The sequence below is a fragment of the Ruminococcus bromii genome, from assembly GCF_002834225.1.
In the GTDB taxonomy this organism is placed as follows: Bacteria; Bacillota; Clostridia; order Oscillospirales; family Acutalibacteraceae; genus Ruminococcoides; species Ruminococcoides bromii.
Genome location: NZ_NNSR01000074.1, coordinates 58,149 through 72,558, shown reverse-complemented (window position 1 = coordinate 72,558; position 14,410 = coordinate 58,149). Strand labels below are relative to the sequence as shown.

Below are 14,410 nucleotides of genomic sequence, written 5' to 3'. Positions count from 1 at the left end.
TGTGGGACACTGTACCTTTATTTGGGGCGGTCGTGCTGATTGTGTGGATTATGCGAATAAGACAACAGTGCCAGTCTTCGGTTGCGGACACAGTTTTGGCGAAGTCGGCTTGATTGAAAACTGTAAAATCATACCTACGCATTGCACTATTGGTTATCAAAGTCACGATAATGCCGATAACAGCGATTTTGGCTTACCTATTAAAGTTGGCGCAAAAATCACCTTCAAAGATTGCGATTTCGGAGGTACAGAAATACAGGCACGCACGCTTAAAGGAGCATATGCTGACACACCGAATGTATTAACAATTGATAATTGTATCAATATATCTGCTATCAATAAGATGTATGCTGCACCAGCCGACCGTTGTGACTGGGATATAAAAGGAGTAAGTTAAAATGTGGGATTGGATTTTAGAATATTGGTTGCAGGCCCTTTTTGGCGTTATACTTACCGCAATTGTTGCAATCGTAAAAACCGAGTGGAGCAAGATTAAGGCAATCGGCAAAGGTACACAATCATTGCTCAGGGCGGAGCTTATCCGCTCGGGTGAAAAATATATTGAAAGAGGTTGGATTGAAGTTTATGCCAAAGATGCTTATGATAAATGTTATCAGTCATATCATCACCTCGGGCAGAACGGCACAATGGACGATATGCACGAGAAGGTCATGGACTTACCGACTAACCCTATTAGAAAGGATGAAAATAATGAATAAGAAGAAAATTAAGAAATGGGCAGTTGCGGCACTCATCAGAGCTGCAAAGACAATGGCACAGACTGCAGCGGCAACACTCTCAGTTGCGGTAGTAATGAGCGATGTAAACTGGGTAATGGTTGCAAGTTCAACACTTCTTGCCGGCATTCTCTCAATGCTGACAAGTGTCGGTGGCTTGCCGGAAGTTAAAGAAAGCGAGGAATAATTATGACAAATGCAAATTTTATTAAACTTGCAGTATCAGGGGTAAACAAGTATGTGTTAAATCATGTAGATAAGTCAGATGATACACCTGATTTTGACACTTTTGTCGTGTGGTCGTGTAAAACTTTGCAAAACCATAAATGCCTTATCAGCACAACATTACACGACGGGATGTATTACGAATGCACATACAATGGCGATAAAAACGAAATGTATCTTGACGCATACAAAAAGTTTGAAAACAAAAAAATTATTTGCGAAAGTGAGGAATAATTATGGCAACAGTAACTGTTGATAAAATTATCAGCACGGCAAAATCCCTTGTCGGCAAGGACTCGGGCAAAGGTTGCGATATTATGAAATGGTATGGCACTTTTAACACAACAATCAATGCAGTTGCGTGCTGTTGTGCAGGTCAGATGTATCTTTTCCACAAAGCAGGGGCGTTGGATATGATTCCGGGCGGTAAAACGGCATCTTGCGGTATTATTGCCGTAAACTTTTTAAACGCCGGTCAGCTTTACGGTCCTAAAGAAGTTAAGCCAGGCGACCTTGTTATATTTTCGTGGAGCGGTCAAACGACTACATACGATTCGAGGCTGAGGGCAAAGGGTTATAAGACGCTTGACCACATTGAGCTTTGCATTGCTGTGGGCAGTTCTACCATAACAACAATCGGTGCTAATAACGGCGGCACAGAGTGCGATGATTTCAGAGTCAGAACAAGATATAAAAGTAATATTTCCTGCTGTTGCAGACCGAAATATGCTAAAACAACAAACACGGAGGTTGAAGAAATGATTAAATTTGGCGCACACAACACAGCCACTCTTGCATTCAAGAAACAGCTGATTACTTTATACAATATGGGTATTATCAAAACAAAAGTTGATAATTCAAACGGTTTCGGTAACGGTACTCTGAAGGCGGTTAAAGAGGCACAGAAAGCAGCTAAAATTACAGTTAACGGTATCGTTGACGAGAAGCTCATCAATGCGATTTATCATCTCATCAATGACGGCATCAGAGCCAAAGACAGCAAGATTACCAATGCCAAGAAAGCACTCGGCTGATGTTAAATATTTCGCACCGTTGCAAATTTTATGTGGCGGTGCGGATGCCATAAATAAAGAAATGGGGTGACGAAAACGGTAAATTTATATCAAGGCGATTGTCTTGAAATATTGAAAAAATTGCCTGAAAATAGCATAGACCTGTTGCTGACAGATCCGCCTTACGGAATTGATTATCAATCAGTGTGGCGCAAAGACAAAACGAAAAGAATGTCTAAAATCTTAAATGATAAAAAGCCATTTACAGATTTTATCCCATTGATAAAGTCCAAAATTGCAAAAACAGGAGGCATCTTATGTTTCACTCGTTGGGATGTTCAGCAGATTTTCATTGATGAGTTTATTCGTAACGGTTTAAAGCCAAAAAATGTTCTTATTTGGGACAAAAAAAGTCATAGTATGGGCAATCTTAAAAAGGCATTCGGCGGCAGATACGAGAGTATCATTTGGATACCGAACGATGATTTTAAATTCAAAAGTGGGCGACCACAGGACTTGATTTCCGTCCCAAGGGTGCCACCGCATAAGTTAATTCACCCGAACGAAAAGCCCGTTAAGCTCCTTGAATTTCTGATTGAAAAAACTACTTCACAAAACGCAACTGTCCTTGACTGCTTTATGGGTTCAGGTTCAACAGGAGTTGCCTGCATAAATACAAACCGCAATTTTATCGGTGTTGAGCTTGACAAAAAGTATTACAAAATTACTGAGGAAAGAATAAATTCAGCGATTAAACAAACTGCATAAAGAAATAAAAAACACATAATTGAAAAAAAAAAACCCCTCATCCGCCGTAAAAAGTGGGTGAGGGGGAGTTGTTATTATTTTCTGTTGCAATCCTTTCAAGTTTACGGATACAGTTCACAAATTAAAGGTGAATATCACAACTTTTTTCTGCCTTGCATTTGCAATGCATTTTCTCTGTTTTTGCTTGTATTTTGATGTATTTAAAGGCATAAAGCATAAAAAATAACCGCACTAAAAAGCTCAAAAACGGCTTTCTAATGCGGTTTTTCTTTGGCGTGCCAAAAGGGATTCGAACCCCCGACCTTTCGCTTAGGAGGCGAACGCTCTATCCAACTGAGCTATTGGCACATAACACAAATATTGTATATTAAGACCTTCAATTTGTCAAGAAAATGGAGCTTATTTATTATAATAAATTTTTGCAAAAGTGTTCTGAAAAAAATTAAAAAAAGTGTTGACAAAAGTAAAAGCTTGTGATAGAATAAATCTTGCTGAAACGCTGAAAGGCGACATAAATAAACGGAGAGGTGTCCGAGTGGTTTAAGGAGCTAGTCTTGAAAACTAGTGATCCCGCGAGGGACCAAGGGTTCGAATCCCTTCCTCTCCGCCATTTTATTTTTATAGTGCATTTAACTTCACACGGAGGATTACTCAAGTGGTGAAGAGGCTCCCCTGCTAAGGGAGTAGGTCGCTAACGCGGCGCGAGGGTTCAAATCCCTTGTCCTCCGCCAAAGGTCCGTCGTAATCTATTAGAATTACGACGGGTCTTTTTCTTTTGGCGGAGTTGTTTTTTTTATTCAATGTCAATAGTTGGGGTAACCCGAAAAAACAGAATATATGAGAATTACAAGCGGCAGAAATTAAACTGTCGCTTGTTGTTTTTACATATAATTTTATTTATTAGGCATTTTTTACAGGAGCGTACTCGCTGTTTACGGACTGATAATAACTAAGCAAAAAAGCAGTTCAGCCGATTTGACTAAACTGCCTCTTATGTTATTCGTATTGTTTATAACAGCTTATCCCTCAAAATCCCATTTTGGAACATAGCTTTCGCTTGCAGAAGAAAGCTCCTGTGTAAATCCGTCAATATTGAGCCTCATCATTTCAAGCTTTACCTTGTCATATTCTCTGCGTGTGATTTTACGGTTAATTCGCGAAAAATCTTTGTCGCTGACCTTGCCCATAGGAATGTACTGACACATAAGGCTTAACAAAACCTGATCGCCAAACCTGCGTTTTACAATGTCAAGCACTTCAAGGCTGTTTTTAGTGTGTGCAGGCAGAATAAGATGCCTTACGATAACACCTTTTTTCATAATGCCGTCATCGTCAAACTGCGGCAGACCGACCTGAAAAGTCATTTCGTGGATAGCGGCAACAGCCGTATTGACATAATTCGGTGCGGATGAATATTTTACCGCAAGAAAATCGTCCGCATATTTAAAGTCGGGAAGATAGATGTCAACAAGTCCGTCAAGCATATTGAGAGTTTTCGGGCTTGTGTAGCCGCTGCAGTTGTATACAATCGGAATCCTCGGTTTGTAAATTTCAAGACTTTTAACAACAGCGTGTGCAAAATGGTCGGCTGTTACAAGGTTAATGTTATGCACTCCCTTGTCCTCAAGCTCTTTGTAGCATTCGGCAAGCCTTTCCGGAGTGATTGTTCTTCCGCCGTTCTCGTTTGAAATTTCATAGTTTTGGCAATAAACGCATCTCATTGTACAACCCGAAAAGAAAACAGTTCCGCTGCCCCTTGTACCGCTTATGCACGGTTCTTCGCCATAATGCGGAGCAACCCTTGCAACAACGGGCAGCTCGCCCATTTTACAAAAGCCGTTTCCGCTGTGAGCAGTACGAACCGCACCGCATTTTCTCGGACATAAATTGCAAATCATGATATCACCTTGTTGTCTGATATATAATGTTCGGCAGAACATCAAACACTATTGTACCACAAGTATGACAAAAGTTAAAGTCCTTGCAAATTAAAGTGTGAAATCAGTAAGATAATCTTCAATGATGTCGTCAAGCTGACAGAGTTCAAGTTCTAACTCGTTGCACATTTCGACAAGTTCGGTCATTTCCCGAAAGCTTTCGCTGATTCCCGAAACGGATTTTACAAGCTTTTTGCCGCAAAAGGCACTTATGCCGAAGGTGTTAAGCCCGTCCTCAGGTGTATGATTTAATTTGTAGGTTATCATTTTTCCCTCCGAATGATAACCGGTCACAATATAATGATACTATTATATTGCGAAATTGTCAATATTGTTACAAAAATATTGCTGAATTGTAAGCAAACAGTGATGTGTTAGTCATAAATTGTACATAATGACAAATGAATGTAAACCGCAGTTAAAGAATTATATAACAATAAAACTTTTGTTCTAAAGGAATCTTAAAAATGTGTAATAAAATATTGAAAATACCGTGCAGCCGATATTTGCCGTGAAAACGGATTTTTCGGTAAATCACAAAACAATAACAATTAACTGATGAAATATTTCAATAATAGCTAATTATTGCTTTATGTCGGCTTTTATTTGTGCATAATGTATAAAAAGCACTCTCAAAGTTTGGCTTTAGGATGCTTTTTTAGTTCTCAATAGGAAAAATACGGCATTTATAAATGTTAAAATATAGTTATCGTGCGGTACTTTATGCGAAATAATATTTAGGAGTGAAAATATGAGATTACGCAAACCATTATCGATTCTTCTTTCTCTGTCCATGATTGCAGGTATGTCGGCCTTTGCCTCAAATGCGGCAGTAACAAGCGATGAATCGGTTTCAGCAGGCAATTATTACAATGCAAATTATCTTGAAAGCTATGCAAGCAAAGCGTATAACGAATTGGGACTCGGTTCAGTGTACAGCAAAACTTCCACAACATGGAAAACCTGGTCACCTGACGCGTCGTCCGTAAAGCTTAAGCTCTACACAACAGGTTCTGACAACGAGGCGGGCGCTTCGGCAATCGGCACCTATGATATGAAAAAAGACAGCTCAACAGGTGTTTGGTCAATCAGCCTTAACGGCGATTTTAAGAATAAGTATTATACATATCTTGTAACAGTAAACGGTACAACCAAGGAAACACAGGATGTTTACTCACAGGCTGTCGGTGTAAACGGCAACCGTACAATGGTTGTTGACCTTGACTCAACCGATCCGAGCGGTTGGTCGGACGATAAGCATGTTCTCTTTAACAGCGCATCCGAGGCGGCTGTATGGGAAGTTCATGTGCGAGATTTTTCAGTTTCCAAGAACTCGGGTGTGAGTGAGGATAACAAGGGTAAGTACCTTGCATTTGCCGAGGGCGGCACAACTCTTAATTCAGACACAAGTTCATCAGCCGTTTCAACAGGCATTGACTACCTTGTTGAGCAGGGCATTAACTGCGTTCAGCTTATGCCTGTTTACGATTTCGGTTCGGTAAAGGAAGATGTTGCAAGTTCTTCTTCAAACCGTAACTGGGGTTATGATCCGGTGAATTACAACGCTCCCGAGGGTTCATACTCAACGAATCCTTATGACGGCAACACAAGGATTACAGAGTTCAAGCAGATGATTCAGGCTCTTCACGACAGAGGAATTTCCGTTGTAATGGATGTTGTTTACAACCATACATATTCTACGGATTCATGCTTTAACAGAACTGTTCCCGGATATTATTACAGAATGAATTCATCATCCTCATATTCAAACGGTTCAGGCTGCGGTAGCGAAACTGCGTCAGATAAGCTGATGTACAGAAAGTATATGATTGAATCCGTAAAGTATTGGGCGGAGGAATATCACATTGACGGCTTCCGTTTTGACCTTATGGGTATTCACGATATCACAACAATGAACGATATCCGTTCTGCTCTTGACGGACTTTATTCAGACGGTTCGGGTAAAAAGATTCTTATGTACGGTGAACCGTGGACAGGCGGTAGTGTTGCAATTTCCGACGGTTGCTCGCAGTCAAAGGCAGGTTCACTCAACTCAAGAGTAGGTATGTTCTGCGACAGCTACCGTGACGCAATCAAGGGAAGCACAGACGGTTCCGATAAGGGATTTGTTCAGGGCAACACCGATAAGAGCAGAACGGTTGCAAACGGTGTAACGGGCAAGGGCTTTTCGGCTCAGGCTCCTTCACAGACAATTGCTTATGCCGACGCTCACGACAACCTTATCCTCTGGGATAAAATTGTAAAGAGTAACAGTTCATCAAGCTGGAATTCAACATCTTCATCGCTCAGGGGACAGGTTAAGAAAGTAATGGGACTTCTCCTTACTTCACAGGGTATCCCGTTTATGACGGCAGGCTCGGAATTTTGCCGTACAAAACAGGGTGATGCGAACAGCTACAAATCAAGCGACGCAATAAATGAGATTGATTGGTCAAGAGTAAAGACCTACTCGGATGTTGCCGCTTATTACAAGGGACTTCTTGAAATCAGAGAAAACTATTCTCCGATGAAGAGTTCAACCTTCAACACTCCTTCATTCCAGTCAACATACGGCGATGTTGTTGCTTACACATATTCAAACAACAAGTCAAATGAATGGGGCAAGGTTTGCGTTCTTGTAAACGCAAGTTCAACAAATGATTGGCCGATTACACTTGACGGCAGCGGCTGGACAGTAGTTGCAGACGGTACGACGGCAGGTCTTAAAAGTCTTGGCACAGTTTCGGGCAACACATACACAGTTCCTGCAAACAGCGCCTGCGTACTGGTTCAGAGTTCAACATTTGACAATCTTAAGGTTAGTGAAAAAACATTCGGTACGGTAACAATCAAACATATTGACGACAGCGGCAAGGTGCTTAAAACATCAACAGCTAAGTATGCTGACGGTACAACATACCGTACTTACCCCGACACAACCATCCTTTATGATTACAGCCTCAAGGATACTCAGGGTGCGACCTCAGGCAAGGTTACAGGCGGAAAGAACTACAATGTAACTTATGTTTACAGCTCCAGCGGTATTCGTTCAGGCTATGTTACGGTAAATTATGTTGACGAAAACGGTGAGTCAATTAAGGATACCGTTTCAACAAAGTATCGTGAAGGCGACAGCTACAGCGTTCCGTTCACATCAATTCAGGGCTATCAGCTTGACACGGACAAGTATCCTGCCAACACGACAGGTACATTTAACGGTACGAACACAACTGTTAACTTTGTTTATAAGGCACTTGACAAAACAAGTTCGGTTGTTCACTACTATAACTCAAACAACTGGTCAAATGTTCGTTGCTATGCTTACACAGACGGCGGTGAAGAGCCTAACGGCAAGTGGAACAACGCAACTGTTATGACAAGCGAGGGCAACGGATGGCTCAAGTGCACAATTCCTGCATCAAGCTCATATGTAATGTTCCACACAGACTCACAGCAGGAGCCGGGTGCAAACGAGACAGGCTACCTTGTTTCGGGCGAGGCATGGGTTCAGAATAAGAAACTCAGCTTTAGCAGCAAGGTTATCACAAGCCACATTGACGCCGCAACAGGTGAAAAGATTGCCGATGATGAAATTTTAATTCAGTCAAAGGTTTCTTCAGACGATACATACAAAACTTCTCCGCTTTCGGGCAGAACAGATGTTATTGCTCCCATAAATGCATCGGGCAGCCTCTCATCGGGCATTATCAATGTTGTTTATCTTTACACTTCGTCGGAGCGTCCTTCAACTGCTCCTTCAACGGTAACACCTACCACAGCTCCTGCTACACAGCCGACGGAAAAAATCCTTATCGGTGATGCTGATCTCAACGGTACAATTGATATAATTGACGCAACAGTAGTTCAGAAGTATATCGTAAAGCTTACAACGCTCTCAGACAAGGCTCTTATCGCAGCCGCAAGATGTGACGCTGACGGCGAGAATAATATCGTAAGCATTAAAGATGCAACATACATTCAGACGTATGCCGCAAAGCTTGACGGTTATGCGAATGTAGGCACTTACTATGAGCCGGAGGTTACTCCGACAACCGCTCCCGTGACTGAGCCTGCAACAGAAGAGCCGACAGTTGCTCCGACAACCGTTCCTGCAACAACAGCTCCTGTTACAGAGCCTACAACCACTCCGTCATCAACCTTCACAGTTAAGTTTACGGATTCACTCAACTGGGATGGTACACTCTACTGCTACTCATGGGCTGACGACGGTACATCTACAAAATCATGGCCGGGCGTTGCAATGACATATCTCAACACAAATGATTACGGTCAGAAGGTTTACTCGGTTGAAGTTCCGAACACTGTTAATTACATTATTTTCACAAACGGTTCGAGTCAGACCATTGATATCGGTTTTGACGGCACTTCGCTCAATTATTATACAGAGTCGCAGTATGACTCACAGGGTCATGCTTATGTCGGCACATGGTAATCATTTTTTGAAAAGTGTAAATAAGTAAAAACACAAGTCGGCAAGACAGTACGCAAATTAAACTGTCTCGCCGGCTTTTTATGTTGGCTTGAAATCAAATCTGCGGCTACAGGATAAAAGCGTGACACATTTTACGGGTGCATTACGGGTGCATTTAGTTTTGTTCTGCCCAGAAGCCGAAGAACCTTGCCAACCGTAAAGAAAATTTTAAAAAAACTCTTGACGAATGTGGCTGAGGATGATATAATAATCAAGCTGACTCATTCGAGGGCATCTTCAAAAATGAAAACACTTCAAAAAATTTTAAAAAAGTTTGAAAAAAGTGTTGACAAATGACGAAGAATGTGATATATTATATAAGCACTCGAAATTACAGAGCAAGCACAGGAGCGAAAAGCTTAATTTGCTGGTGTAGCTCAGTTGGTAGAGCAGCTGATTTGTAATCAGCAGGTCGGGGGTTCAAGTCCGTCCACCAGCTCCATTGAAGCCTACTGTTTAGGCAGTAGGCTTCGATTTTTGAAAACTTAATATGGGAGAATTCCCGAGTGGCCAAAGGGGGCAGACTGTAAATCTGTTGCGTTTCGCTTCGATGGTTCGAATCCATCTTCTCCCACCAAAAATCGACAAATCTCGTAAGGGGTTTGTCGATTTTACTTATTAACTTTTTTATGGCTCAATGTCAATAGTTGGGGTAACCCGAAAAAAAAGAATATATGATAATTACAAGCGACAGATTAAGTTCTGCCGCTTGTTTTGGTTATGTATGCATTTTATTTACTCTTTTTATTGTCTTCAAAAATTTCTTTAATATAAGTGAGGGATTCATCGTTGAAGTTATATGCGGTGACATCTTCGTATGTGCAATTGAATGTTACTGGAATATTTTTGTTATGGGAATTGTTCAGAAAATCTTTTATGAATGCCTCGGGATAGTCGGTATATTTTTCGTTGTCGGAATCGGTTTCGCCACTGTAGTCAACTGTTACGGTATCGCCGTTTTTCATATGTAAGTCAAGGTATAAATTGCTGCCGTCTTTGTTATCAATCTCAATTTTTGCAATGTCGGAATAGTTGTATTCCGTTCCCGACGGATTAAACGGCGACTTTTCTATTATCGTATCATTGGTAAAAACAGTGGAGTTAAATGTAGATACATAAACACTTCCGAGAAAAATCAAAATTGTGACTATCGGGATTGCAATCAATACAGCCTTTGCAATTTTATCATATTTTTTGTCGGATTGTTCTTCTTCAATTTCTTTTTCAGCAAAAGAGCTTTCTCCTTTCGATTCTAAATGTTTACCTCTCTTTAATAGTACTGCGTCTGAAATCACTTCGACTAAGGCAACAAATATTATTAAAAATACGACAAACAGTATTCCAAATATTGCATCGAATGCAAAGCCTGCCCATTTATTATATGCTATAAAGACTATGCTTTTTATTGCGCTATATCCGATTTTGTTTAACAGTGCTGTTGAAAGACCGCCTACAAACAGAGCTGTAAAAACAGCCGCAACTACAGCTAAAATGCGTAATATCATTTTTATAGGATGATGTTTCCATTGACGGATAAGCCAATTATTTTCGGCTTTTACACTTTCCAACTCGTTTTTAACCACATTTTTCATAATGTTCTCCGAAAATATTTTGATATCCAAATTTTAACATAAAAGTTGGATTATATCAATCGACATTTTTTGCAGAGATGTTGACTTTGCGAAAATTATTATTTATACTTTTCTCATAATCAATAGTTGTGGGGGAGAATATATGAAAAAATTCAGAGCGGTTTGCTTGGCTTTTGTGATGATGTTATCCGTTGCGGTAATGCTTTGCGGTTGCGGTGATACGAAAATTACAGACAAGGTTAATTTTTCCGATGTTGATGAAATAACCGTCGTAATGTCTGACGAGTCAACCGCCGTGCTTGGCGAGGTTGATTTCAAGACGGTCAAGAATATTCTGCAATCAGCCGAAACAGGCGGTACAAGCGGTGAGTTTGACGGTGGAATCCTTATTGAAACACGCAAAGACGGAATTGTTACCCACAATATTCGTGTCGGCGGTGCTGACAAAATCTGTGTTGACAAAGACAATTCAACCGTGTATAAAATTTCCGATGATGATTACATGACCTTGGAAAAGGTTATGGACAATTACAAGCTGTAACGCTTGAACAGAATCACGATAAATAAAAATATAAGCGAGATGAATTCAATCGAAAAATTCATCTCGCTTTTTGCTTGAAGATTAAATTGTTTGCTGAATAAAATCAGAAATCATCGCCGAAATCCGTGTCAAATTCATCATCTAAATCAGACGAAAACAAGTCGTCATTATCTTCATCTTCGTCATCATTCATAATATCTTCAATCACGGTGAATTCAAGACCTTTTTCAAGCGGATCAAGCATTCCGTCATGGTTTAAATCAAACAATCGTTCAAAATCGAAAATGCCCATAAAATTTCCTCCTTAACATATGGGATATCCTATATGTTAATCATATCAAATGAGGTGTACGATAAAACGGACTTTCCTTTGCTGTCAGACAAATTTATTGAGTTCTGCGTTGTATTTGTAGTCAATTGCAGAAAGCTTGTTTTCAATTTCTTCTTTACTGCAACCGAGATCGTCACACATTTTATCAAGGCTGGGGTAGAAATCACGCAGCTTTGTATTAACAAAGCTTAAAAGAATCATCGGATCGTTCGGAATTGTATTTTCAGCCATAATAATCGCCCTTTCAAAATTATTTACTGTATTTACTAATCTTACAATTAGTAGTATAATATACAGGTACAAATTTGTAAACGGTATTTTGTGTGATGCCGTGTGTAATAGATAAAATTTTTTCAAAGGAACTTGGAAATGGATAAGAAATTTGATGTTGTAATCGTTGGCACAGGTGCGGCAGGACTTTATGCGGCACTTAATTTTCCCGAAAGCGTGAATATTCTTCTTGTTTCAAAGCGTGAACTTCAGCTTTCAAACAGCTCTCTTGCGCAGGGTGGTGTTGCGTGTGTGCTTGATACGGTTCACGACAGCTACAAGCTGCATATTACGGATACATTGATTGCGGGAAAGTATAAAAATACTCTTTCCGCTGTTGAAAAGCTTGTTACCGAAGGTCCTTCGGATGTTCTTAAAATAAAAGACCTCGGTGTTGATTTTGACCTTAACGAGGACGGCACAATGTGCAAAACTCTTGAGGCAGGTCACAGCAGAAACAGAATTGTTCATCATAAGGATTCAACAGGCAAGGCAATTGTTGACGGACTTATCGCAAAGGTTACTCAGCTAAAAAATGTTACCGTGTGTGACAACGCTCTTGTTTATTCAATTGACAAGGTGCTGAACGGTTTTTATATAAGCATTTTGAGAAACGGTGAAAAGCTTCACTACGGCTGTAACTACTGTCTGCTTGCAACAGGCGGTATCGGCAGAGTTTATAAATACACAACCAACTCTGCAATTGCAACAGGTGACGGCATTGCGTTTGCATATATGCTTGGTGCAAGAATTAAAAATCTTTCGAGAATACAGTTTCACCCGACAGCATTTGCGGCTGATCATGGCAGAGAGCGTTTTCTTATAAGTGAGGCTGTTCGTGGTGAGGGTGCGGTTCTGCTCAACTGCAACGGCGAGAGATTTGCCTCAAATTATGACAGCAGAGGAGAGCTTGCTCCGAGAGATGTTGTTTCAAATGCGGTTATGCTTGAATCAATCAAGACAAACAGCGAGAATTTCTATCTTGACATAACCCACAAGCCGGCTGATTTTGTAAGAAATCGTTTTCCGATGATTTATGAAAGATGCCTTGAAGAGGGCGTTGACATTACAAAGGACAGAATCCCTGTATTTCCGTGCCAGCATTACCTTATGGGCGGTATTGATGTTGACCTTCATTCACGCACAACCGTTGAGGGCTTGTATGCCGCAGGAGAGTGCTCGCACACAGGTGTTCACGGTGCGAACCGTCTTGCAAGTAACTCGCTCCTTGAGGCGCTTGTTTATTCAAGAACAGCCGCTCTTGATATTACGGATAAAATAAACAAATTCGGCAGAAGAACTCTTGGTGAAGAACCTGTTTACCGCCCTGTTGAGGGCAAGACCATGCCACACGGCTGTCGTTCAAAAATCAGAGAGATTTTGCAGGACGCATATTTTGTTCTTCCAAAGCCTGAAAAATATGAAGAAAGCAGTAAGCAGATTCACGAGATTATGAGTGAACTGTTTGCAGAAAAGTACGAAATCAATTCCGACCTTGTTGAGGCAAGAAGTGCGGCAATTGTTGCAAGTATCATTTTTGACGAAATTATGGAGGGTACAGACTGATGACACTTAACAGCATTTATGTTGACAATCTTATCAAAACCGCATTGCTTGAGGATATCAACTATCTTGACACAACAACCGATTACCTTATTGACGAAAATCAGGAAAACACGGCAATTTTTCTTGCAAAAAGTTCAGGTGTTCTTTGCGGTATCGAGGTTGCGCTCCGTGTGTTTGAAATTCTTCAGCCAAACGGTTTTGAGGCAAAGGTTTATAAGCATGACGGCGACAAGCTTGTAAAGGGCGAAATTATCGCTGAAATTCACGGTAAGACAAGAACAATTTTAAAGGGCGAGAGAACGGCTCTCAACCTTATTCAGCATATGAGCGGCATTGCAACCGCAACAAACAAGGCTGTTGAAATTGTCAGCGGTACAAAGGCTTCTATTGCCGACACAAGAAAGACACTCCCGGGTATGCGTCCGCTCCAGAAGTATGCCGTTACGGTCGGAGGCGGAAGAAATCACCGCTACAATCTTTCAGATGCCGCAATGCTCAAGGATAACCACGTTGACGCAGGCGGCGGAATTGCCAACGCTGTTTCAAAGCTTAAATCAAAACTCGGTCATATGACCAAGGTTGAGCTTGAAGTAAGAAACCTTGACGAACTCAATCAGGCTCTTGAGGCAGGCGTTGATGTTATTATGCTCGACAATATGAGTCCCGAGCTTATGAAACAGGCTGTTGACATCACGGCAGGCAAGGCACTTCTTGAGGCAAGCGGCGGCATCACGGACGAAACTCTTCGTGAAATTGCCGAAACAGGTGTTGATATCATTTCAATGGGTGCGCTCACTCATTCGGTTAAGGCTTTTGATATTTCACTTAAAATTAAATAAGCCTGAATTGAAAAAATTTAAATCCAAAACCAAAAAAACAGCGGTGATTATTCTTCATCGCTGTTTTGTGTTGTTTGAGTCGAAATTAAATTGTTGTGC

Annotated in this window: 15 protein-coding genes and 5 tRNA genes; 14 read left to right on the top strand and 6 right to left on the bottom strand. The window is 40.9% G+C overall.

Going from position 1 to position 14,410, the window contains the following annotated elements; translation table 11 throughout:
- The 6 genes from RBATCC27255_RS10535 to RBATCC27255_RS10225 form a co-directional block, all read left to right on the top strand.
- Window positions 1-397 (top strand): hypothetical protein (locus RBATCC27255_RS10535; RefSeq protein ID WP_169923339.1); only part of this gene is annotated, 397 nt, incomplete at its 5' end.
- 1 nt (window position 398) lies between these two features.
- On the top strand, window positions 399-719 hold the full coding sequence (locus RBATCC27255_RS10245; protein ID WP_101029897.1) for a hypothetical protein: 321 nt from the start codon (window positions 399-401) through the stop codon (window positions 717-719).
- Window positions 712-924, top strand: a complete 213-nt coding sequence (locus RBATCC27255_RS10240) for a holin (protein WP_101029896.1) — start codon at window positions 712-714, stop codon at window positions 922-924. The genes RBATCC27255_RS10245 and RBATCC27255_RS10240 overlap by 8 nt, the downstream gene beginning before the upstream one ends.
- 2 nt (window positions 925-926) lie before the next feature.
- Window positions 927-1,196 (top strand): DUF6275 family protein, encoded by a 270-nt coding sequence (locus RBATCC27255_RS10235; protein ID WP_101029895.1) that lies wholly within the window; start codon window positions 927-929, stop codon window positions 1,194-1,196.
- 2 nt (window positions 1,197-1,198) lie between these two features.
- Window positions 1,199-1,996: a peptidoglycan-binding domain-containing protein gene (locus RBATCC27255_RS10230; protein WP_101029894.1), complete on the top strand. Its 798-nt coding sequence runs from the start codon at window positions 1,199-1,201 to the stop codon at window positions 1,994-1,996.
- Window positions 1,997-2,062: 66 nt separating this feature from the next.
- On the top strand, window positions 2,063-2,743 hold the full coding sequence (locus tag RBATCC27255_RS10225; protein WP_341458213.1) for a DNA-methyltransferase: 681 nt from the start codon (window positions 2,063-2,065) through the stop codon (window positions 2,741-2,743).
- Window positions 2,744-3,014: 271 nt separating this feature from the next.
- Here the strand turns inward: RBATCC27255_RS10225 and RBATCC27255_RS10220 are convergent.
- Window positions 3,015-3,091, bottom strand: a tRNA-Arg gene (locus RBATCC27255_RS10220).
- A 173-nt stretch (window positions 3,092-3,264) separates the two neighbouring features.
- On the opposite strand from RBATCC27255_RS10220, the gene RBATCC27255_RS10215 reads away from it, so the two are divergent.
- A tRNA-Ser gene (locus RBATCC27255_RS10215) sits at window positions 3,265-3,353 on the top strand.
- 31 nt (window positions 3,354-3,384) lie between these two features.
- Window positions 3,385-3,474 (top strand) — tRNA-Ser (locus RBATCC27255_RS10210).
- A 288-nt stretch (window positions 3,475-3,762) separates the two neighbouring features.
- Here RBATCC27255_RS10210 and RBATCC27255_RS10205 read toward each other — a convergent pair.
- Window positions 3,763-4,641, bottom strand: a complete 879-nt coding sequence (locus RBATCC27255_RS10205) for a radical SAM protein (RefSeq protein ID WP_101029892.1) — start codon at window positions 4,639-4,641, stop codon at window positions 3,763-3,765.
- A 90-nt stretch (window positions 4,642-4,731) separates the two neighbouring features.
- Window positions 4,732-4,947, bottom strand: coding sequence for a DUF6514 family protein (locus RBATCC27255_RS10200; protein WP_101029891.1), 216 nt, complete (start codon window positions 4,945-4,947; stop codon window positions 4,732-4,734).
- A 484-nt stretch (window positions 4,948-5,431) separates the two neighbouring features.
- Between RBATCC27255_RS10200 and pulA the strand changes: the two genes are divergently transcribed.
- The 3 genes from pulA (at window position 5,432) to RBATCC27255_RS10185 (ending at window position 9,749) form a co-directional block, all read left to right on the top strand.
- The gene (gene pulA / locus RBATCC27255_RS10195; RefSeq protein ID WP_101029890.1) at window positions 5,432-9,133 is read left to right on the top strand and encodes a type I pullulanase; all 3,702 of its coding nucleotides are present in this window, start codon (window positions 5,432-5,434) and stop codon (window positions 9,131-9,133) included.
- 405 nt (window positions 9,134-9,538) lie between these two features.
- Window positions 9,539-9,614, top strand: a tRNA-Thr gene (locus RBATCC27255_RS10190).
- Window positions 9,615-9,664: 50 nt separating this feature from the next.
- Window positions 9,665-9,749: transfer RNA gene (locus RBATCC27255_RS10185), tRNA-Tyr, on the top strand.
- Window positions 9,750-9,903: 154 nt separating this feature from the next.
- Here RBATCC27255_RS10185 and RBATCC27255_RS10180 read toward each other — a convergent pair.
- Window positions 9,904-10,764, bottom strand: coding sequence for a cytochrome b/b6 domain-containing protein (locus RBATCC27255_RS10180; protein WP_101029889.1), 861 nt, complete (start codon window positions 10,762-10,764; stop codon window positions 9,904-9,906).
- A 142-nt stretch (window positions 10,765-10,906) separates the two neighbouring features.
- Between RBATCC27255_RS10180 and RBATCC27255_RS10175 the strand changes: the two genes are divergently transcribed.
- Complete coding sequence (locus RBATCC27255_RS10175; protein ID WP_101029888.1) at window positions 10,907-11,305, top strand: hypothetical protein; 399 nt, start codon at window positions 10,907-10,909, stop codon at window positions 11,303-11,305.
- 103 nt (window positions 11,306-11,408) lie between these two features.
- On the opposite strand, the gene RBATCC27255_RS10170 is transcribed toward RBATCC27255_RS10175, so the two are convergent.
- Both RBATCC27255_RS10170 and RBATCC27255_RS10165 read right to left on the bottom strand, forming a co-directional pair.
- Window positions 11,409-11,597, bottom strand: a complete 189-nt coding sequence (locus RBATCC27255_RS10170; protein ID WP_101029887.1) for a hypothetical protein — start codon at window positions 11,595-11,597, stop codon at window positions 11,409-11,411.
- An 84-nt stretch (window positions 11,598-11,681) separates the two neighbouring features.
- A complete protein-coding gene (locus tag RBATCC27255_RS10165) occupies window positions 11,682-11,867 on the bottom strand; it encodes a DUF4250 domain-containing protein (protein ID WP_101029886.1) in 186 nt (61 codons plus the stop codon).
- 138 nt (window positions 11,868-12,005) lie between these two features.
- Here RBATCC27255_RS10165 and RBATCC27255_RS10160 point away from each other — a divergent pair, with 138 nt between their 5' ends.
- On the top strand, window positions 12,006-13,472 hold the full coding sequence (locus RBATCC27255_RS10160) for an L-aspartate oxidase (protein WP_021882606.1): 1,467 nt from the start codon (window positions 12,006-12,008) through the stop codon (window positions 13,470-13,472).
- A complete protein-coding gene (nadC, locus tag RBATCC27255_RS10155) occupies window positions 13,472-14,311 on the top strand; it encodes a carboxylating nicotinate-nucleotide diphosphorylase (protein WP_101029885.1) in 840 nt (279 codons plus the stop codon). The genes RBATCC27255_RS10160 and nadC overlap by 1 nt, the downstream gene beginning before the upstream one ends.
- Window positions 14,312-14,410 lie beyond the last annotated feature (99 nt).